Genomic DNA, 19,888 nt, shown 5'->3' with positions numbered 1-19,888 from the left:
TAGGGATAATCTAAAAATCTAAAATCCAATAAAATCCAAAATTTAACAGGTGATAAAAAATGGCGATCGCAACAGAAAAAAGTCCAGCACACCATGAAGAACACGCAGATTTACGAGTTTTAGGATTAATAACTTTCCTAATTTCAGAATCCTTGATGTTTGGCGGATTTTTTGCTACTTACTTGTTCTATCGTGGAACTACTCAAACTTGGCCTCCTGAAGGAACCGAGGTAGAGTTATTGTTACCGACTATTAACACCATCATTCTAGTATCCAGCAGTTTCGTGATTCATTTCGGCGATTCTGCAATTAAAAAGAATGATGTTCAAGGAATGCGGAAATGGTACAGAATTACTGCAATCATGGGAGTAATTTTTTTACTCGGTCAAGTTTATGAGTATCTGACTTTAGGGTATGGATTGAGTACCAATTTATTCTCGAACTGTTTTTACCTCATGACAGGATTCCACGGTTTACACGTATTTATCGGAGTCCTATTAATTTTAGGTGTATTGTGGCGCTCCCGTCGTCCCGGACATTATAACGAACACAAACACACCGGAATCGAGATGGCAGAAATCTACTGGCACTTTGTAGATATCATCTGGATTATACTCTTCACACTACTTTATATTCTTACCAAATTTTGAAAATTGGGAATTGGGAATTGGTAATTGGGGATTGGTAATTGGTAATTGGGGATTGGTAATAAAAATCCGTGTAAGCTTTTTTAATCCTTGATTAAAATGGGGAATTAGGAAAGAGTTAATCTATGTAATTCGTAAGAAGTAATAAATTTATTGCTCACAGTTATTCATACCCATTACCCATTACCCATTACCCATTACCTATTACCTATTACGACTAAAAAACCATGCAAAACAAAGAATTCTCCTGGTACCAGGTACCCGAAGATGTCAAACAGTTATTGATATTAGCCGCAGACAATTGGGAAAATACTTCAGAGTCAGAAAAATATATTAATCAAGCTTTAGCTAAAACAGAAAATAATCTAGACGTTTTAATCTCAGCTTATAGATATTTTTATTACAAACAAAACTATCAAATGGCGCTAGAAACAGCTAATAAAGTAATAAATCAAGTTAAAACAATCGAGAACTTACCGGATGATTGGCAACAATTAAAACCAGTACTTATTAAACGTAAAGAAGAACAAATTATTCGGTTATATTTAAATTCTTATGCTGGTACAGGATTAATTTTAGCTATTTTAGGAAAAGCAGAAGAAGCTAAAAATATATGTAATAAAGTAAAAGAAATAGATGATAAAAACGACTTTGGCACTGGCATATTGTTTGATATTTTAACACGTCCACCAGAAGAAGAGGAATGAAAAGTTAGGAGTTTGTTGTAGAGACGTAGCATTGCTACGTCTATTATTGAGGACAAAAGTGAGAAATGAAAAATTAAGATGAATTTATATATTGAATATTCTTCACTGATAACTGATAACTGTTAACTGATTTATGCAAGGAAAAGATTGGCTTGTAACCGCAGATGGTGAATATCAAGCTTGCAAATCTGTAAGAATATGGGATTTAATTACTGAAAATTATCGTCTTTATCGGTTTCTCACTCAACTAGAAGATATTCTAATCAAAGAATCAGATGAAAGCGTTTATTTAGCAGAAATTAGGCAACTAGTAAGACGATTGCTGGTTAATTCTTATTGGATAAAAACTCAACATCCGGAAGCCGATTATAAGACTGGAACTTCTGTTAAACTTTTATATGATGAGTTGGGTTTTCCTTTTACAATTCAAACTGTAACGTTTACACCAGGAACGCAATCTAATATCCATAATCATGGAATTTGGGGAATTGTCGCGGTATTAAAAGGAAACGAAAAAAATACGATTTGGAAGCGAAATCCTACCGCAGAATATCCAGATAAAATTGAACCCGCAGCAGAAATTATTTTAAATCCTGGCGATATTATTAGTTTCGCTCCTGGTGCAATTCATAGTGTAGAAGCAATCAGTGAGGAACCAACTGTAACTTTTAATTTATACGGTGAAACTAAATCAAAAGAACGTTTTGCATTTGATATTGTTCATCATACTGCGAAGAATTTTTAAGGTTAAAGGTTAAAGGTTAAAGGTTAAAGGTTAAAGGTTGTAAAAAGTAAACTCTTAACCACCATCAACTATCAACTAACCACTAACAACTGTCAACTGTCAACTATCAACTAAACTTGGAGATTTTTATGGTAAAGGTAATATTTTACGAAAAAACTGGCTGTCGAAATAATACTAAACAAAAAACTCTGTTAACCGCAGCGGGACATCAAGTTGAAGCACATAATATATTAGAAGAAAAATGGACTAAACAGCGTTTGCTCTGGTTTTTTGGAAATCGTCCAGTAGCAGAATGGTTCAATCCCTCTGCACCTAAAATTAAATCTGGTGAGATAAATCCGCAACAATTAGACGCTGAAACTGCGATTAATTTAATGTTAGAGGAACCGTTGTTTATTCGCCGTCCTTTAATTCAAGTTGGTTATCGTGGAGAAGTTGGTTTCGATACTCAAGTTATTGATAATTGGATTGGTTTAACACCAAAAGATGAAACTTTACAAGAAGTCAGTCAAAAGTTGATGAGTCAGGATTTACAAGGTTGTCCTAATAATCATCAGCATCATCATTGATGTTGAATAGGGAATAGGGAATAGGTAATTGGTAATTGGTAATGGGTATTTTGAACCCGGATGTCGTAAAGATGTCCGGTTTTTTTGGGTTACTCCAACAAAATCTGTACCAGAACTTGTTTCTATAGTTGGTTTATTAATTGTTGGTACATTTGCTGCTAACTTTGTCGCTAAACGTATTTTATTGCTTTTTCACCAGTCCTCTTTAGAGGACTTTCGCTATCAGACGGGGAATTTCATTCCCCGGCAAATTTCTCAAGTCACATCTTGCACCTGATAAAGCACAAGTAATAATAATTACAGATTGTTCGACTAGAACAGTTAGTTAGTAGGTTGGGTTGAGGAACGAAACCCAACATTATCTAGAAGAATAAACAAAATAATTTCAACAAATTCAATATTTAATCAAACAATACGCTTAAACCAAAAATCAATGTTGGGTTACGACGCTTCTTTATTTTTCGTCAACAACAAATATTATTCGTGCGTCTAACCCAACCTACAAAATTCAACTTTTTCCCCAATCCTCAAAAGTTAGTAGGTTGGGTTGAGGAACGAAACCCAACATTATCTAGAAGAATAAACAAAATAATTTCAACAAATTCAATATTTAATCAAACAATACGCTTAAACCAAAAATCAATGTTGGGTTACGACGCTTCTTTATTTTTCGTCAACAACAAATATTATTCGTGCGTCTAACCCAACCTACAAAATTCAACTTTTTCCCCAATCCTCAAAAGTTAGTAGGTTGGGTTGAGGAACGAAACCCAACATTATCTAGAAGAATAAACAAAATAATTTCAACAAATTCAATATTTAATCAAACAATACGCTTAAACCAAAAATCAATGTTGGGTTACGACGCTTCTTTATTTTTCGTCAACAACAAATATTATTCGTCCATCGAAACCAACCTACAAGATAATTTTGCCAATTTGGCAGTTAATTTAGTGTCAATAATGATAAAATCCTGCTTTTAGTACTTATAATTACTGCTAATCCTTATTAAGCCTATAATCTAAATCCTGACATATGTATTAAAACATACTATAATCCAAGTGAAATTCTTATTTTCAGCCAAGGGAGGAATCAAAATAATTCGTAACTATCCGGACGATGACTTACACCACTTACTAATTACAGGAAACTTGCACCTCTAACCAAGGTTAAACTAATTAATGAATTTATATTGTTAAAATCGAACAACAACTTAAAGAGTGATGATTTGAGTACCAAATAATGGTATTAATCTATTTGAAACGTTAATTTATTTTTTAAATTATTAAGAGTGTAACTATTGTGGTAAATAAGGCCAAAATCCCTGGTAATCGGTCAAAATTATCAATTTTAATCAAATAATTTACCGGCTAATTTACTGGCATTATTCCATCACAGCCATCTACCAAAAATCTGGTAACAAAATAATCTCTGCGGGTTTGGGAGCAAGTATGAAAAGTGACATAGCAGTAGAGAAATTACGCCGCTATAAGGAGTATGCGGAATCTGTTCTTCAAAGTCTGGAGTTGGTTTCGGAGAATCCACCACCTCAAGAAGATTGGGTACCCTCTAGTATTCATGACAACATTCAACGCTTGGTACAGTCCGCTCGTTCGACGGTGGAATTGGCTGCTTCTCCGGTAAAAATCGGGGTGATGGGGGAGTTTAGTAGCGGTAAAACTCTGCTAATTGGTAGTTTAATTGGTTTCGCGGATGCTTTACCAGTTAGCGAAACTCCTTCTACGGGTAATGTGACTGCAATTCATTTGGTGCAGCAACCGGAATTACAGACGACGAAGGTGAGTAAGTTTACGGTGGAATACCTTTCCCATGAAGGGGTAAAGGAATGTTTGGGTTTTATGCTCAAGGTGGTGGAAGGTAGAGCAAAGTTAGCGGAGGTTCCCGCAGCTCCTTTAGCTACTTTGAGAAGTTTGTATCCTACCACTTTTGTTGATAGTAACGGGATTTTAACTTGGTGTGAGCAAGCTTGGAATCAAAGCCAAAGTTTGGAATTGCGATCGCTATTACGGGAAGTTGTGGTATTTGTCCGTACTTATGCGGCTTATGGTAAAGATATCTGCGGTAAAAGTTACGAAATTGACCATTTAACAGCAAATAAGGGGTTGAGGTTATCTGAACCCCCGATGAATATTTTGGAGTTGAAGTTTCGGGATTTACCCCAATCTCCGAAGCGTTGGGAAACTTACGTTCAGCCTTCTGCAAGGGATTTACACAATAGTTTCTCGTTGATTCGACGGATAGATATTACGGTTGAGGTAGCAAAACAGATATGGGATTTATCGGGGTTACAGGGGACGAATCAGTTTGTATTATTGGATTTTCCCGGTTTAGGTGCGGCTGATTCGGGTATCAGAGATACTTTTTTATCGCTGCGAGAATTGACGGAAGTACAAACGATTTTACTGTTACTCAACGGTAGATATCCTGGGGGAGCTACTGCTGCAAAAATTCGCAGTATGTTGGAAAGGGATAAGGGACAAGATTTAAGGGATAGGATTATTGTTGGTGTGGGAAGGTTTAATCAGCTTCCTTTGACGAGTCGGGATATTATCGCCATGGATGAGGTTTTAGAGGAACCTTTATTATCACAAGAAGCGGTTTTAGAAAAGTTGAGAATTTTACATCTGACTCTTGCTAGTGCCAGTAATTTGACTACTGAGAAGAAAAATATCGTTTTATTATCGCAGCTTTACGGATTGACAAAACAAGCGGAATATTCTTCATTGATACAAGTTTGTTCCCCGGAGTTTTTACCGGATTTAGAAAAGCCCTTAACAGTTGATGAAGTTAACTTAAGGGAGAAGTGGGGACGTTTGGGGGAGATGTTACCGACTTCGAGTCCTTTACACAAACAATTAAGCGATTATGCTGAAGATGGGGGAATCAATAGATTGCGATCGCTATTGAAAGAACATTTAGGACAACATGGTATGAAGCAGTTGGTGGAAGATACTCAAAGAGCTGCGGAAACTGTGTTAAAGGAGCAAAATAATTTGAAAGCTGTGTTGGAAGAGATTCCCGCTTATATTCCGGTGGTGGAAAATCCGGCATTTTTAGAGTTACGGGAAAAAATTGAAAATTTGGTGACGACATATCGGCATTTTCAGGAAGATTTAGAAAAACAGCCGATGTTAAAAAATCGGACTGGGTTAACTTTGAGTGATGTTGTTAAGGATGAGTTAACTAATAAGATATTTTTTGAGTGGAGTGAGTGGACTTTATTATTTGACCGCACTAAAAACGGTACTATTAGTTTTACTAAGAGTGAAAGTATCTTTGAGGAAGATGAAGAAGAAGATGCAATTCCTACTCAAAGTGATGATTTCTATAATTCTTTTGTCAAAACTATCAATGAAATGCAGTCTTTTGCTCACGAGCGAACTGCGGAAACGGTGAAGGATTTATTTAATAAGTTATCTGTTGAAGTACAGTTAGAGCGGAACAAAATTAAAGAAATTGTTCAAGCACAAATGGAACAGCGGATTGAGGAAAAATTTGGCAAGCGAGAAACCCGTTTATATAGATATTTATTACGTGCAATTGACCCAACTAATAAATGGCAAAATTTAATTATTCAGCATAGTGGTTTGGCTAGTAGTGTAGCACCTATTAATGCTGATAATTTATTTCCTTTAGCTAGGAAAGATGCACAACATCAAAAAGGACAAATATTCGATTGGAGTCCTAATAAGCAATTTCCTGCACCCCCAAGACCATTTAATCATCAAATCGCGGTTTTACGATTACGGGATGAAATTACTGCAAGTGCAGGGTTACATTTAATTCAATATGTTAGCGAATTGACTAAACAAGTTAAAGGTTCTTTTTCAATGGCTTTGAAGGAAATTATCGATAGTTTACAAGAACTTTTAAAATCTAAACACGAACCTTTATTAAGATATATTGCTTCGGCGGAAGAAACAACTTCTGCATCAACTCCAGCTTGGTTGGAAACTATGAAGCGGATTACTGTTATTTCTTATCCGGAATAGTCAATCAATGAACAATAAACAATAAACAATAATAATTAGTAATTAATAGGTTGGAAATCATAAATCCTGATAGACGTAGCAGTGCTACGTCTCTACATTACTACTCCTAACTCTTAAACTTCAATCCAAAATCCAAAATCTCAAATCCAAAATTGCAAAATGCCAGTAAAAATAGAACTTTTTAGTCGTTATCAATTACGTCATAAAGAAACAGATTCTTCACTTTTATTATTGCCGGTGATTGAAATAAAACCGGCTGATAGCCCTAATTTCCCGTTTATTTCTTCGATTGAAATTACCGTTTTGGGAGAACCTGAAGAGTTAGGCAAAGAAATAGAATCGGCTTATAAAAGTGTCAGTTTTAGTACTAATAGATTACTTAAATTAAATTCACCACAGCGGTTGAGACAAAGTGATTGTATCTGGAATGAATCTTTACCACAAGGGATTAATTTAACTTTGCGGGTAACTGTAGAGTATTTCGATTCCGATGATACTGATAAAGCTATTTTATCTGTCAAGAAAACCGCTACGGCTGATTGTAGTATTTGGACTTTTGCTGTGGAAAATGCTCGTTTGCGAAATTTGTCAGCTTCCGAAGAACAAGGCGATCGCCATCAAGATATAATTAGCGAAACTCCTATTCTTAATCATTCTTCATCTGTTGTTTCGCCAAAATCTGATATAACTTATCCTGGTTGGTTTGCAATTGATTTCGGTACTTCTAATTCGACTGTGACGCTTTATGACCCCAAGGTAATTGTGACTCCCCATACTTTACCCAGCGAACAAGAGGAAAGGTTAAGCGAAAAATTAGCGTTTTGGTTGACAGAACGTCCGGTGGATGAAATACCGGGTATCAGTCGTGATGTTTGGGAAGGTGAGTGGCAAAAGTTATTTTCTCATCTCAGTAAAAACTTGGAGGATTTTAATCCGGCAAATTTACAGCTTTTACGGGGTGAACCACTTTTAGAAGCGATTAAGGAAATAGAAATCTGTCTGAGTAAGCGTTTGGGATGGTTCCGTCGGGCTGCGAGTAAGCGATTAAATCAGATTTATCATCAAGTATTTCGGGTTCCAGCTTTGGAGTGGCAAAGTTTGTTACCAGTGGAGTTGGATAAAGATCGACGGTTAAATGAAATTCCTTCGGAGTTGGAGGTGACTAATTTAGAACCTTCCTTACCAACTCAAGACCCAGGAAAGGTTAAAGTAATGTTGGGAGAACAAGCATATCAACACAGATTAGATGCTATCAAACAAGGGGAAAGTATTGATGGTCGTTTTTTGCATTCTCCTAAACGTTATTTTGGTCAAGAACGCAGTTTTGATATAAGTTTGGATGGTAAGGAAGATACTATTCCTGTTAACCAGCTTTTACAGGCTGCTTACGCTCAGTTGATTGAGTTAACCCAGAAATATCGTCAGCGTTATCCTGGTAAATGTAGCGATGGTGAATTTTATCGTGCTGTGTTGACATATCCGACAATTGCTTCTCCATTTATCCGTCGGGAAATCGAAAGTTTAGTTAAGAAGTTGGGTATTGAAGATGTACAAATGGCTTACGATGAAGCAGTATCGGCAGCTATTTTCTTTTTATGGCAAGAATTTGGTGGGGATTTGAATTTAGGGATAGAATCTTTTAAAAGCCGCTGTCGTCGGGATGGTCATAAATGGTGGCAAAATGTTTTAGTCTTGGATATTGGTGGGGGAACTACCGATTTAGCTTTAATTAGATTGACATTAGAAGAAATTGACCCCTTTGAACCTACTGAAGATAAAGGTGACGGTGGTCGTTATTATAAACTTACACCAAAATTGTTGGGTTCCTCCGGTCATTTACAGTTGGGTGGTGAACTGATTTCGCTACGATTATTTTTGTTGTTGAAAGTTGCGATCGCGGATTCTCTCTTAAGTGCGGTTGCGGGTGATATTTTACCAAAAGATGTTTTGAAAGTCCAGCCTGAAGAGTTAAACGAACGGTTTTTAAATAACGGTAAATATCGTCAAGGTTCGCTTTTAGCTTGTGTCGATCAAGAAATTCGCGAAGGTGATACCTACAAGGAAGCTTTAAACGACGCTGAAAAAATCTTGCCTACCCGATGGAAAAATCGTTCATCCCGTTCTCAAACATTTTACGACCTCTGGGAACACGCGGAAAACGCTAAACTTGCTTTAGGACAAAAAGGTTCTGTAGTAGATGCACCAGAAACAATATTTGTTTTAGATGGACGACAAATAGCGGAATTACTTGCTCAAAATGATATTCAATTACCTACAGATGTCATTGATAAAATTAGCGTCACCTTAACGGGAGAACAATTTGATAAAGCCGCATCTCCGGTAATTCAAGAAGCAATTGGTATCGCTTCTGGATTAATTGAAAATGCTTTTAAATCCAAGTTTATTAGTGATATAAATTTAGTTAGAACAGATGAAGAGCAAGTAAAGAAAGAACAGGTAGACTGGTTAATTTTATCAGGTAAAACTTGTAATTTAGAATTGGTAGAACGGGAACTTTATCGAGTATTTAGTAAATCAGATTACTTTGTCTGGAATGAAGAAAGAGTCACTTTTGAACCAGAATACACTAAATTAGCAACATCTGCCGGAGCCTGTTTTGCGGAAAAACTCCGTCAATTAAGCTTTTCTCCTCAAGAATCCAAAGACTTGTTGAGAAAGGGAGCAAATCAACTTTATATAGATGTCAAAAATTTATTTTACTTCCTACCTTGCTCCTTCGTTCGAGAAGTTATCGGAGGAAGTCCCGTTCCTATTTTTCACGCTGGGCAAGAACTTTATCAACTCAAAGCTGAAGAAGGAATGGCTAAATTACGCAGCGATTGGTTGGGGATGCAGTTAACTAATAATATCAGACGACAAGACTTTGAAAAAATGAAGTTACAGTTATGGGGAAGTTATAATGGTGACGCTTTAATGAAAAAATTAGGAATCACCGAAGACGACTTTAAAAATAATATCAAAGTTCAATTTGAAATCAATCAAAAATTGGATATTGATTTACTACTTTGTCGAGGAATTCCCCATTATTTAATACCTATAAATATCCCCAGTATAGACGCAGCAAAAGCCATTGGAAACCAAGAATTAATTACCGACGAATCTCAAGTAATCTGTGATATTGCAGTTAACGTAGTCGAAGCCGCAAATGCATTAAAAACAGATGCACATACAGTATTATTTAAAGCCGGTAAAGATTACAGTAAAGAATTAAGAGTATTCCGCTACGAAAACGACACAAATCAACCGCAAACTATCGGTTTAATAGCTGAACTTCCACCATTTCCAGCCAGTGGAAAACACACATTTTACTTTCAATTTCGCAACCCCCAATCCAACAAATGGGAGTTAATTGGAGAGCTACCACAACCACCAGTTAATAGCGAATATCCTTGTCGTTACTACGTCACCTTAGACTTTAAAGGAATATTACGAGTACATCCCTTTGAAGTACCTTATTGGACATCTAATAATCCCGAATTTCTCAAACAGGAAGGATGTATTTTTAGAGATACCTTACAACCACAATCTACCAATGTAGAAGCCGAACGCGACCCTTTTTGTGGTATACATTAATCAGTTATCAGTTAGCAGTTATCAGTTATCATGACGGTGTATTAGCCGTTTTCGTAAAATCCTCAGCTAACGGAGACTCCCGAAAAAACTCAGATATCTTCTTTTGCGACGCTATCATTTGACGATATTCTGTATAAGATAAAACTATTGCTACCTCAACACCCCTTCTAGTAATAACTTGCGCTCCTTCATTAATTGCTTTGTCTACAACTTCGCTAAATTTGTTCTTTGCTTCTTGTAACTGCCATTGTTTTCCATGTTTGCTGTTTTTATCTAGCTAGTCTAGATATTTCCTTATATCGTACCGCAATATTTGAAAGATTAGAGCAGGCTCTATGAACAGAATGATACGATTACATGAGAAGAAAGGCGAACAAGCAAAAATCTTGTCCGCGTGTGATGAGCCGCACCTTCGGTGAATACCAAAAACATCTTACATGATTAACTAGTACTCATGTATTAAAAATTTTGTATATAAGTTGATTTGGGGCGATCGCGGTTATATAAATAATTTTAATTTGTAGCCTTATAATCATACTTACTCGTGCCGTAACACACCCTACATTTAAAGTAGGAGAAATGCGTTGGTAATCTAGAATCAAAATAAAGTTGTTGAATACACGCAGGTATTATTAATAAATTTCCAATAAATTATATTAAGTTGTTTTTTCCTGCCGCTTAATTACTCATAAGATTCATGTTTAAGAAATTTTTCAACCAAGAATATAAAAATAAGTTTTTCACAAAAATAGCCGCTTTAGGATTGCCAAGTCTAATTTTACTATTTGCGATCGCAATTACTGATGGTGAAACTGCGATTCTTACAGGTTTAACTTTTTTGGGTGGTTTTACGAAAATGTTGGGAGGAGTTACGTTTTTAATTATTATAGGATTATTTACTAATAATTATCTTCAATATAAACCAGAATCTCTTCCCAATAATTGTAACTATCAACAAGATATTATAAAAGAAGTAATTGTAATATTAGAAAAAGTACCGGGAATAACTCCCGCACATCATAGAGATTTTAACAGTTCTAAAATAGTTATACGACTTAGAAATGATTCAACTGTAAGAATTTGGAAAAATCCCTTTGAAGTTGACCATATATTTTTAGCAGATAAAGACGGAATCCTGCTTTACGGTGGATTCGTCGGATGGATTCACAGCAAAGGATTAGATACAGCGATTAATCAAATTCGACGCGATTATACGTAAAATGATGCTATTTATTTGAGCATCGGGTATAAAAATTAAATACAAAGAAAGACTATAATAAACTTAAATAAATCAATAAATAAATAGAGTTCAGCTATGCATTCAATTTATCGTATAAATACCAAAGAGTTAGACCGTAGCTTTATTGATGCATTGAAAGTAAGTTATCCCGATAAAGAAATTGAGATTATTGTATACGAAGTTGACGAAACTGCTTACCTTTTATCTTCTGAAGCAAATAAGAAACATTTGTTAAAAGCTATAGAAAATGTTAAACATAAATCTAATTTGGTTGAAGTAGATATAGAAAATCTCGAATGAATAGAAGAATTGTATTTGAACCGGGTGCATTTGAGGATTTTAACGAGTGGTCGAAATTAGATAAAAAGCTATATAAAAAAATTGTTGAACTAATTAAAGATATTGACCGTTCTCCTTTCACTGGTTTAGGAAAACCTGAACCATTAAAACATGAATTAGCTGGTTTTTGGTCAAGGAGAATTAATGAAGAACATCGTTTAATTTATATCATTAACGATACAGAGATAATTATTGCTGCGTGTAAATATCACTATGAATAATAAAAAAGTGACAAATCACAATTGATGATTCGCAACTTTTAGGTGATAATTGTTCATTGACAATTGATGTTTGATTCAATGAAAAATCTTCTCCCAAGGCTACTGAAAATCGGCGGAATTACTTTCTCGGTAGTAATCTTCACGATAATTATCTTCTATTTCTGGGCAAGCTCAGGTAGTTATCCTCGTAACAAGTATGCGGAAATTCTAGATTACCCAGCTTCACCACCAGCTAATAAAAATGAATTTACGATTATTACTTACAATATTGGTTATCTTTCTGGATTAACTAACAATCAAGCTGTGAGTAGAAAGAAAAAGCTGTTTGATGATAACCTTAAAACTGTTGTTGATGCGCTTAAGCCATTAAATGCTGATTTTATCGGTATTCAAGAAATTGATTTAGAATCTAAACGTTCCTTTAACATCAATCAAGTTGATGAATTAGCAGAGCAACTTTCATTTAACCAAGCCGGAATAGCAATTAATTGGGATAAAAATTACGTTCCATTTCCCTACCTGCCATTTTCGGCTCACTTTGGCAGAGTATTATCAGGACAAGCTATATTAAGTCGTTATCCTATCACCAATAACAAACGTATTGTATTAGATAAAGTTGCTAGTAAACCTTTTTTCTACAACGCTCTTTACTTAGATAGAGTCGCACAAGTCAGCGAAATTAAAGTTAATAATCGTTCCGTTATTATCATCAACGTACATTTAGAAGCTTTCGATGTACCCACTCGTCGTAAACAAACCGAATATATTCAAAAACTGCTCTCGGAATATGTTGATAAATATCCGGTACTGTTAATCGGTGATTTTAATAGTACAGTTCCTCCCATACCCGAAAATCCCCAACCAACTGTTGATATTTTATTAAAAACTGCTGCAATTAAATCCGCTTTTCCACCCGAAGCTTTAAATAATCCCCAAATTGCAACTTTTCCTTCAGATAAACCCATTGTAAAATTCGATTACGTCTTCTATACTCCTAAAAATATAGAAGTAATAGAATGGCGAATAATTGATCAAGTAAAACAAGCTTCTGACCATTTACCCGTGATGATGAAGTTTCGATTTAAGGATTAGGAATAGTAACATTTTTTAACGCAGAGGAACACAGAGGTTAACGCGGAGGAACGCAAAGTATTTTTTACTCACATGATTAATTTAAATAAGTTATTAAATACTAAAAATTCAAAGTTAGCTTGGTTACTGCGGTTAAAACTGTTAGGGCTGCGAACCGAGTTAGAGGAAGCTTTGAAAACAGAAGTTTCTGACCCAGGAAGCGATATTTGTCAAGAACTTTTACAAGAATTAAATGTAATTTTAGAATCTCAATATCAAAGTAATAATACTGAAAAAATTCCTTCTTGGGAAGATGTCTTAGAACCAATTTCAAATCAAGTTGATAATAACCTACAATTACCGCAAACTACTACCCAAGTCAAATTAAAACCAATTACCCAAACTTTACTTGCTCATCAAGAATTATCTCAATATATCGGCGAATATCAGTTTAACTGTACCGATGATGCTCAATTGTGGAACGAAATTCAACGATTGCTGTTGCGGATTCCTCAAAAACAAGCTGATATATTGCGATCGCAAATCCTCAAACAAGTAAATAGGTTGGGTGGAATGGAAGATAAAGTTTCTTTACGACAACTTGCATTTCCCATCCATGAACATATTTACTCTGGTTTGAAAGGTAATATCCAAGCTTCGGGGTTGTGCTTTTCCAATATGGTTAATTTCGACGAACGATTAGAAACTCAAAAAAGCGGTACTGAACTCGATATTCTGGCTGCGATTGTTTCTACTTATCTCAAATTTATCGAAATAGACCCGTATTTACACCATACTTTAAGAAGTGTCGATAGATTCGGCGTTCGCTCGTTAAGTTCAGTAGATAAACCTAAGTATATCACCGCATTAATCGAACGTTTTCACAGAGTTAAGGTAACTTTTAACACCGATAAATCAATCGCCCTGCGTGCGAGATTGGACTTAGATGAAGCCATACATTCATTAGTTTATTTACCATGTGTTGACCGCTTTTCCTGGTGGGGAAAACTGCAACAAGAAGCCCGTCACACTTTGGAAGTCGCAGTACAGCAAGCGCGTCAAGCGGGATATCAAGTTCAGATTCGTCCTTTATGGGGAACTTATGCTGATGTTTACCCCTTCTCCAAAGACGATTTACAAATAGATATCGGTGGTATACCCGGAGAAGTTTCCGCTTGTCTGCGAGTTTATGCCAAAATTAACGATGAAACCCTTCCGGGAAGGGTATTATTTCGTTCATCTTGAAATATTAGTTTATTCGGTTGTAGATTCCAGCTAAAATTAAATACTTACGTAAATATATGGATATTTATTAAAACAACAGTATTTAAACTTAGCAGCTTTACCTTAGCTTTGAATAAAATACTTTTAACTTTTAGAGGGTGTTTACTCCTCGCTAACCCATTTATTCCTTTAATTTCTTAAAACTGATATGGCAGTCAATAAATATCAAAATTTAAGAGAAGGAAATAAATAAATGAGAATTAATAGATTATTTTCTAAATTGAGTACTGGTGCATTATTAACTACTGTAATTACGATTGCTGCAAATCCCGCTCAAGCTGCAAATACGGCAAATGATCAATATGTAGAATTTGAAAAATTGGTAACGGAAGAGAAAAAAGTCAACATAACCTTTGATGAAAAGGTTGGTGTTGGTAATAACCCATTATACGGTGGAACGCAACTTGATAATTTGTGGTCTGATTACGGCTTAAAATTAGATTCTAGCCTCAAAAAAGGTGGCAAAAGCGAATTGTGGCTTTACGACAGTAATTGTGAAGGAAAAACTTGTACTGGTGATGATCCAGATTTAGCTACCGGAAAAGGTCAAAATGGTAATCTTAAATATAAATCTCCCAACCAAGGTAAAGTCCTGATTATTCAAGAAGATAATGGAAAAAATGATTTAGAACCAGATGATTATGCAAACCGCAATAATCCCGGTACAATAAAATTTGATTTCAACGAATTTACAAAGGGGGTTGGGGTTTTATTCAATAGTATTAGTTTATTAGACTTTGATGACCCTGGTGACCCAATCTTCAGCGCTATTTTTGCTGATGGTACTAGTACTGGTAACTTTATTTATAATGCGAACTTTTTCTCAGAGATAGATGTAGAAAACAATGATAAAATCGCAGGAATAAACGATAAGAAGGCTGACAATAAATTTGTTGTCAAAGAGAGTAACGCAAATAGTACTTATATTAGTGAAATGAAACTTTTGAGTACTAATTGGAACGGAAACCAGTATGTTACAGGTGACAACTCACTCAGAGAATACAATTTCGATTTCGGCGAGAAAAGAGTTACACAATTTAATATAACTTTACCTGGAAGTGGTGCAGTTACTGGATTAAATTACTATCGCCAAGAGAAGACTTTGAAAACGGTGAGAAGAAAAGTACCAGAACCCACTTCTATTTTAGGCTTAGTTGCAGTCGGTGCAGTTGTTGCTTCTTCCCTAAAGCGTAAGCACAACTGTTCAAACAGCTAATAACCTAAGAGACGCCATATATCGCGTCTCTACAACATCTATAATTCCCACCAATAATCCTTAACTTGTACGTACTGATAACTGTTTACTGTTAACTGAGTTGAATCATTGCCCAACCGCAGCCACCTCTCTACCTAAATCTTGAAACATTGGGGTACTCAAATATCTTTCCCCGAAGGAAGGCTGAATCATCACAATCAAACGTCCCTTATTTTCCGCACGCTTACCAATTTCAATTGCTGCACACAAAGCCGCACCAGAAGAAATACCCGATAGTATTCCTTCCTCTTTTGCTAAACGTCTTCCCATCGCGATCGCATCTTCATCACTCACAGCAACTACTTCATCAATCAAATCCTTACGTAAAACTTCTGGGATAAATCCGGCACCTATACCTTGAATTTTATGAGGTCCCGCTTGTCCACCAGCGAGTACGGGACTGTTTTTAGGTTCTACTGCAATTACTTGAAAACTGGGCTTGCGTTGCTTAATTACTTCGGCAATCCCGGTAATTGTTCCGCCGGTACCAACACCAGCAATCACAAAATCAACTTCTCCATCGGTATCTTGCCAAATCTCTTCGGCGGTGGTTTCGCGGTGAATTTGGGGATTCGCTGGATTGCTGAATTGCTGCAACATATAAGCATTAGGAGTATTAGCAACAATTTCTTCTGCTGTCTTAATTGCTCCGCGCATTCCCTCTTGGGCTGGTGTTAACTCTAAAGAAGCACCGTAAGCTTTGAGCATCGCTCGTCTTTCTAAACTCATACTTTCGGGCATTGTCAAAATCAAACGGTAGCCAAGGGCTGCTGCTACCATTGCTAAACCAATTCCGGTATTACCGGATGTCGGTTCTACTAAAATGCTTTTTCCTGGTGCAATTAATCCTTGTTCTTCTGCTTTTTTGACCATATTCGCTGCAATCCGGTCTTTTACTGAAGCTGCTGGATTCATTCCCTCTAATTTCACCACAATTCTGGCGACACATCCCGCTTGTTGAGGAATTTTGTTCAATTCTACTAATGGTGTTCTACCGATAAGTTCTGTCACATCGTGAGCAATTCGCATCTTTTTCAACCCTTTTCTGTATTTTTTATTGTAGATAAAGTTGTTTTTTTTATACTTATTTAAAAATCTGGAAAATTACATTAACTGAATAATTTTAAAGCAATCCGATAAAAATTTTAGTTCTTATAAATCAATTTTAAACATTTAATCAGTTTATTTGGAATCATGCTTAAGAAATACTTTTATCTATATTTTATGTGATTTCGAGCAAAATTCCCAATTATAACTATTTTCAAGTATTAGTCCGCCACATTAATGATCGCGGGCGAGAGTAGTGCGTTTGCGTAGCCCTTTGCTTCTAGCTCCCACTTCGGCTACTAGGGAGCGAGTATTTAGGCGAAGCGCAAACCGAACCTCTTGCTATTTTACAATTATTTAAATTTCTGCTAAAACAAATACATTTTGTGCTATCAAATCAACAATTGATTTTCAAAACTCTTAATACTAGAACTGTGAGAGCTTTTTGCATATCTAGCCCATTGCAACTCAAATGAGTACAAAAATCATCGAACCCGACTTCATAAATACTAGCACCCCTACCTAAAAAGACTAGAACCTATACCCTAAAAAAATATTCAATCCTTACCATAATTGGATTGTAACTGTTTGAGTACAACCCTAATTAAGTTAATAAATCCAAGGGCGATCGCCATGAGTCCTCACCTGGAGACTGACTGATATAACAGCTATAGGATTTACGCAGAGATTCCCCTCTACCCCCCCGTCTTTTCGGGGGGGCTTCTTAAACCCTCTAGTAGTCCTTTTCATTAATTATCATGGGTAAGAAATTCGTAGTGCGTTGGCGTAGCCTGCCCCGGAGGGGCATACTTCTAGCTCGCTGGTGGCATTTTGCTCGCTAGCTACTACCAGGGAGCGAGACGCTCCCACTACAAATATTTAACCCAGCAAAACTAATGCAATCAAGTACTAGTACTCCACCACATTAATTTTGATGGGTAATTAATGTAATATTGTAGGTTGGGCTGTTCGCGCAAGCGTTGCGAAGCAAAACGGAGTGAAGCCCAACGCTGATGTTGGGTTGCGCGCAGCGACACCCAACCTACCAAGAGGCATCTTAGCCCCTCATAACTTATGTGGCGGAGTACTAGTAAGAAGACTGGGTGTCAATGATTTTTCTACACAATTTTAGATTTAGATATTAGTTAAACATTAAAACTTACGACAGTATAGGAAATCTACAGTTACATAGCAGTTCTAAATGATTTGTGAAATTTTAAGTAGTGCGAGCTTCTAGCTCGCTAGTGTAACAAGCTAGAAGCTCGCACTACACCCATTACCTTTTTATCACCATGATTTTTTACAACTGATTTAGGATTGCTACATACTGTTTCACTGGCTTCACGTTACGCAATTAGAAAAAGCCACGATGAAATTAAAACTTATAAATGTATTTGCTGTTTGTTTAATTACTCTAACGATACTTTTTCCCAGTTTAGCGGTATTTGGTATGGTATGGGGAAAACATCTCAAGTTTGTGGAAACTCAGCAGAATATACATTCATACAATCAAAGTATAGAAAGCGAATGTTCTTTATCTGGAATACAACCTAATTCCCTGGCAAACAATGATTTTTCTAACTTATATATAGATGCTGATGAAACAAAACTAAATTTATTTCATAACTACCAAAATCGCCGTTTGTGGAGATGGCTTTTTTTATTGATACCATTCTGTATGGTTTTTGCAATTTATTTATATGACAGATATTTAGTTTACCGCGCTCATATACATCAACAACAAGTACAAATGTTGGAGAAATTATGGCAACAAAGTCTAGAAAAGTAGTAATAAGAGTTAAAAAATATGATGTCTTCAGAACAACGTCAAAATCAGTATTACGGTTTAATTGAGGAATTATTAAAATGTCCTAATGGTAAGGAACCAGAACTTATCGAAGCTAATTCTGAACTATTAGATGCAGAATTTATCAAATTAATGATGCAAGTCGCAACATCATTTGCTCATAATGGAAATGAAGACGGAGCCAAATTTTTAATCTATATTGCACGAGAATTATCTAAACAATTAGGTTTTTATCCTCAAGTTCCAAAGAAGGAGTAAAAATGCTATTGACGGTAGATGAGGCGCAACAAATTGCTTTAGAATTTCTGATTAGCGAGTGGAATATATCAGATGAATATAGAGACTGGTTTATAGTAATTGATTGTCGCCTCATTGGTCAAAATTGGTATATTGTTGAAGTTGCTGTCGCAGGATTTCCTGATAGGTGGTACTTTCAAGTTTACGATACCGCAGAATGCGACCCCAACTACACATTTATTTCGCCAATTCGCGGTTGTGAAGGATATACCGACCTTACTAGTTTACCTGAATTAATTGCAGAAGTTTTAGTTTGCGAACGCAATTCTCGATAATTTATAACAGTTGACAGTTGACAGTTGACTGTTTCCTAATTATTATCACTAAATAAAACTATAAAAAATCAACTTTTAATAAATAATAAATCTTTCAGTTGACTGTTTTCTGATTATTATTACTAAATAAAATCACAAAAAACAATTTTTAATAAATAATAAATCCTTCAATAGTCGTATTTTTTGCAAATCATGTTATGTTATATTAATAATGTCTTATAACCTACAGAAATATGTAGTCAAATGATTAGCGAAGAGACTCTTGCTAAGGAATATATTCGAGTCATCAATGAGTATTATCCAAGAGTAGGAGAAGTCCTTGATGGCTGTTATGTGAAAGTAATCACAACTTACTGGGGACGACCTCCTAAACGTTTACGACACTTAGGGATTTATTGTCCAGAAGACATCATATCTTATGTACAAAGTCATAAACAAATACTAATGGATGTTGCGGAAAATATGGGATTAGTCCAGGTTGTATTTCGCAACGCTTCACGTTTACTGCGTGATCCAATGTCAAAGATAAAAGAATCCGATCCGCGTATGTGGCTGGATTTACAATGGGTTTCTAAATAGAATAATTTGGTGTTGAAAATTGTACTTCAGGGTAATGGTAATAGTAAATTATTCCTTTATCAATTAATAATTGGCGAGTATTGGCGATATTGTGTCTATCAAATGACCCGATTTATTCGCTAGGAATAATTATCTCTCTAACTCAAAACCGTTTTCAACTGAACGTAAAACCAAGAGTTTATTGCCCAATTAACCTAA

General features: G+C 35.7%; 18 protein-coding genes and 1 pseudogene. 17 read left to right on the top strand and 2 right to left on the bottom strand.

Annotated elements, in window-relative coordinates; translation table 11 throughout:
* The first annotated feature begins 59 nt into the window (after positions 1-59).
* From IQ247_RS05550 to IQ247_RS05520, 7 genes are all read left to right on the top strand, one after another.
* Positions 60-650, top strand: coding sequence for a cytochrome c oxidase subunit 3 (locus IQ247_RS05550; protein WP_193917862.1), 591 nt, complete (start codon positions 60-62; stop codon positions 648-650).
* Positions 651-874: 224 nt separating this feature from the next.
* On the top strand, positions 875-1,354 hold the full coding sequence (locus IQ247_RS05545; RefSeq protein ID WP_193917860.1) for a hypothetical protein: 480 nt from the start codon (positions 875-877) through the stop codon (positions 1,352-1,354).
* 133 nt (positions 1,355-1,487) lie between these two features.
* Positions 1,488-2,099, top strand: coding sequence for a cysteine dioxygenase family protein (locus IQ247_RS05540; RefSeq protein WP_193917859.1), 612 nt, complete (start codon positions 1,488-1,490; stop codon positions 2,097-2,099).
* A gap of 128 nt (positions 2,100-2,227) precedes the next feature.
* Positions 2,228-2,668, top strand: a complete 441-nt coding sequence (locus tag IQ247_RS05535; RefSeq protein ID WP_193917858.1) for an ArsC/Spx/MgsR family protein — start codon at positions 2,228-2,230, stop codon at positions 2,666-2,668.
* A 28-nt stretch (positions 2,669-2,696) separates the two neighbouring features.
* Positions 2,697-2,945 carry a hypothetical protein gene (locus tag IQ247_RS05530; protein WP_193917857.1) on the top strand — a complete coding sequence of 83 codons (249 nt, stop codon included), beginning with the start codon at positions 2,697-2,699 and terminating at the stop codon, positions 2,943-2,945.
* Positions 2,946-4,119: 1,174 nt separating this feature from the next.
* Complete coding sequence (locus IQ247_RS05525; protein WP_193917856.1) at positions 4,120-6,681, top strand: GTPase family protein; 2,562 nt, start codon at positions 4,120-4,122, stop codon at positions 6,679-6,681.
* A gap of 159 nt (positions 6,682-6,840) precedes the next feature.
* The gene (locus tag IQ247_RS05520; RefSeq protein WP_193917855.1) at positions 6,841-10,275 is read left to right on the top strand and encodes an acetate and sugar kinases/Hsc70/actin family protein; all 3,435 of its coding nucleotides are present in this window, start codon (positions 6,841-6,843) and stop codon (positions 10,273-10,275) included.
* A gap of 28 nt (positions 10,276-10,303) precedes the next feature.
* Here IQ247_RS05520 and IQ247_RS33555 read toward each other — a convergent pair.
* Positions 10,304-10,516, bottom strand: a pseudogene (locus tag IQ247_RS33555) (type II toxin-antitoxin system Phd/YefM family antitoxin); the annotation flags it as partial.
* Between the two features lie 456 nt (positions 10,517-10,972).
* Between IQ247_RS33555 and IQ247_RS05510 the strand changes: the two are divergent.
* The 6 genes from IQ247_RS05510 (at position 10,973) to IQ247_RS05485 (ending at position 15,646) form a co-directional block, all read left to right on the top strand.
* A complete protein-coding gene (locus IQ247_RS05510) occupies positions 10,973-11,494 on the top strand; it encodes a hypothetical protein (RefSeq protein ID WP_193917854.1) in 522 nt (173 codons plus the stop codon).
* A 96-nt stretch (positions 11,495-11,590) separates the two neighbouring features.
* Entirely contained in the window at positions 11,591-11,815 is a 225-nt protein-coding gene (locus IQ247_RS05505; protein WP_193917852.1) for a type II toxin-antitoxin system Phd/YefM family antitoxin, read from the top strand.
* Positions 11,812-12,075 (top strand): Txe/YoeB family addiction module toxin, encoded by a 264-nt coding sequence (locus tag IQ247_RS05500; RefSeq protein WP_193917850.1) that lies wholly within the window; start codon positions 11,812-11,814, stop codon positions 12,073-12,075. The genes IQ247_RS05505 and IQ247_RS05500 overlap by 4 nt, the downstream gene beginning before the upstream one ends.
* 78 nt (positions 12,076-12,153) lie before the next feature.
* The gene (locus IQ247_RS05495) at positions 12,154-13,167 is read left to right on the top strand and encodes an endonuclease/exonuclease/phosphatase family protein (RefSeq protein ID WP_193917848.1); all 1,014 of its coding nucleotides are present in this window, start codon (positions 12,154-12,156) and stop codon (positions 13,165-13,167) included.
* Positions 13,168-13,239: 72 nt separating this feature from the next.
* Positions 13,240-14,391, top strand: coding sequence for a hypothetical protein (locus IQ247_RS05490; protein WP_193917846.1), 1,152 nt, complete (start codon positions 13,240-13,242; stop codon positions 14,389-14,391).
* Positions 14,392-14,623: 232 nt separating this feature from the next.
* Entirely contained in the window at positions 14,624-15,646 is a 1,023-nt protein-coding gene (locus tag IQ247_RS05485) for a PEP-CTERM sorting domain-containing protein (protein WP_193917844.1), read from the top strand.
* A gap of 105 nt (positions 15,647-15,751) precedes the next feature.
* Here IQ247_RS05485 and cysK read toward each other — a convergent pair whose 3' ends face one another.
* The gene (gene cysK / locus IQ247_RS05480) at positions 15,752-16,714 is read right to left on the bottom strand and encodes a cysteine synthase A (protein WP_193917841.1); all 963 of its coding nucleotides are present in this window, start codon (positions 16,712-16,714) and stop codon (positions 15,752-15,754) included.
* Between the two features lie 1,387 nt (positions 16,715-18,101).
* Here cysK and IQ247_RS05475 point away from each other — a divergent pair.
* From IQ247_RS05475 to IQ247_RS05460, 4 genes are all read left to right on the top strand, one after another.
* Positions 18,102-18,521, top strand: a complete 420-nt coding sequence (locus tag IQ247_RS05475; RefSeq protein ID WP_193917839.1) for a hypothetical protein — start codon at positions 18,102-18,104, stop codon at positions 18,519-18,521.
* An 18-nt stretch (positions 18,522-18,539) separates the two neighbouring features.
* Positions 18,540-18,797 carry a hypothetical protein gene (locus tag IQ247_RS05470; RefSeq protein WP_193917837.1) on the top strand — a complete coding sequence of 86 codons (258 nt, stop codon included), beginning with the start codon at positions 18,540-18,542 and terminating at the stop codon, positions 18,795-18,797.
* Between the two features lie 2 nt (positions 18,798-18,799).
* The gene (locus tag IQ247_RS05465; protein WP_193917835.1) at positions 18,800-19,111 is read left to right on the top strand and encodes a hypothetical protein; all 312 of its coding nucleotides are present in this window, start codon (positions 18,800-18,802) and stop codon (positions 19,109-19,111) included.
* Between the two features lie 243 nt (positions 19,112-19,354).
* Positions 19,355-19,690 (top strand): hypothetical protein, encoded by a 336-nt coding sequence (locus IQ247_RS05460; RefSeq protein WP_193917832.1) that lies wholly within the window; start codon positions 19,355-19,357, stop codon positions 19,688-19,690.
* The last annotated feature ends 198 nt before the right edge of the window (positions 19,691-19,888 follow it).

Origin of the sequence: Plectonema cf. radiosum LEGE 06105 (assembly GCF_015207665.1) — a bacterium.
Taxonomy (GTDB): domain Bacteria; phylum Cyanobacteriota; class Cyanobacteriia; order Cyanobacteriales; family Nostocaceae; genus Rivularia; species Rivularia radiosa_A.
This window is presented reverse-complemented; position numbering and strand designations above follow the sequence as displayed.

Bases quoted from the DNA above. Each gene is read 5' to 3' on its own strand.
- IQ247_RS05475 (WP_193917839.1), top strand. From the start codon at position 18,102: ATGAAATTAAAACTTATAAATGTATTTGCTGTTTGTTTAATTACTCTA.
- IQ247_RS05535 (WP_193917858.1), top strand. From the start codon at position 2,228: ATGGTAAAGGTAATATTTTACGAAAAAACTGGCTGTCGAAATAATACT.
- IQ247_RS05545 (WP_193917860.1), top strand. From the start codon at position 875: ATGCAAAACAAAGAATTCTCCTGGTACCAGGTACCCGAAGATGTCAAA.
- IQ247_RS05485 (WP_193917844.1), top strand. From the start codon at position 14,624: ATGAGAATTAATAGATTATTTTCTAAATTGAGTACTGGTGCATTATTA.
- IQ247_RS05550 (WP_193917862.1), top strand. From the start codon at position 60: ATGGCGATCGCAACAGAAAAAAGTCCAGCACACCATGAAGAACACGCA.
- IQ247_RS05500 (WP_193917850.1), top strand. From the start codon at position 11,812: ATGAATAGAAGAATTGTATTTGAACCGGGTGCATTTGAGGATTTTAAC.
- IQ247_RS05505 (WP_193917852.1), top strand. From the start codon at position 11,591: ATGCATTCAATTTATCGTATAAATACCAAAGAGTTAGACCGTAGCTTT.
- IQ247_RS05495 (WP_193917848.1), top strand. From the start codon at position 12,154: ATGAAAAATCTTCTCCCAAGGCTACTGAAAATCGGCGGAATTACTTTC.
- IQ247_RS05525 (WP_193917856.1), top strand. From the start codon at position 4,120: ATGAAAAGTGACATAGCAGTAGAGAAATTACGCCGCTATAAGGAGTAT.
- IQ247_RS05470 (WP_193917837.1), top strand. From the start codon at position 18,540: ATGATGTCTTCAGAACAACGTCAAAATCAGTATTACGGTTTAATTGAG.
- cysK (WP_193917841.1), bottom strand. From the start codon at position 16,714: ATGCGAATTGCTCACGATGTGACAGAACTTATCGGTAGAACACCATTA.
- IQ247_RS05510 (WP_193917854.1), top strand. From the start codon at position 10,973: ATGTTTAAGAAATTTTTCAACCAAGAATATAAAAATAAGTTTTTCACA.
- IQ247_RS05490 (WP_193917846.1), top strand. From the start codon at position 13,240: ATGATTAATTTAAATAAGTTATTAAATACTAAAAATTCAAAGTTAGCT.
- IQ247_RS05460 (WP_193917832.1), top strand. From the start codon at position 19,355: ATGATTAGCGAAGAGACTCTTGCTAAGGAATATATTCGAGTCATCAAT.
- IQ247_RS05465 (WP_193917835.1), top strand. From the start codon at position 18,800: ATGCTATTGACGGTAGATGAGGCGCAACAAATTGCTTTAGAATTTCTG.
- IQ247_RS05520 (WP_193917855.1), top strand. From the start codon at position 6,841: ATGCCAGTAAAAATAGAACTTTTTAGTCGTTATCAATTACGTCATAAA.
- IQ247_RS05540 (WP_193917859.1), top strand. From the start codon at position 1,488: ATGCAAGGAAAAGATTGGCTTGTAACCGCAGATGGTGAATATCAAGCT.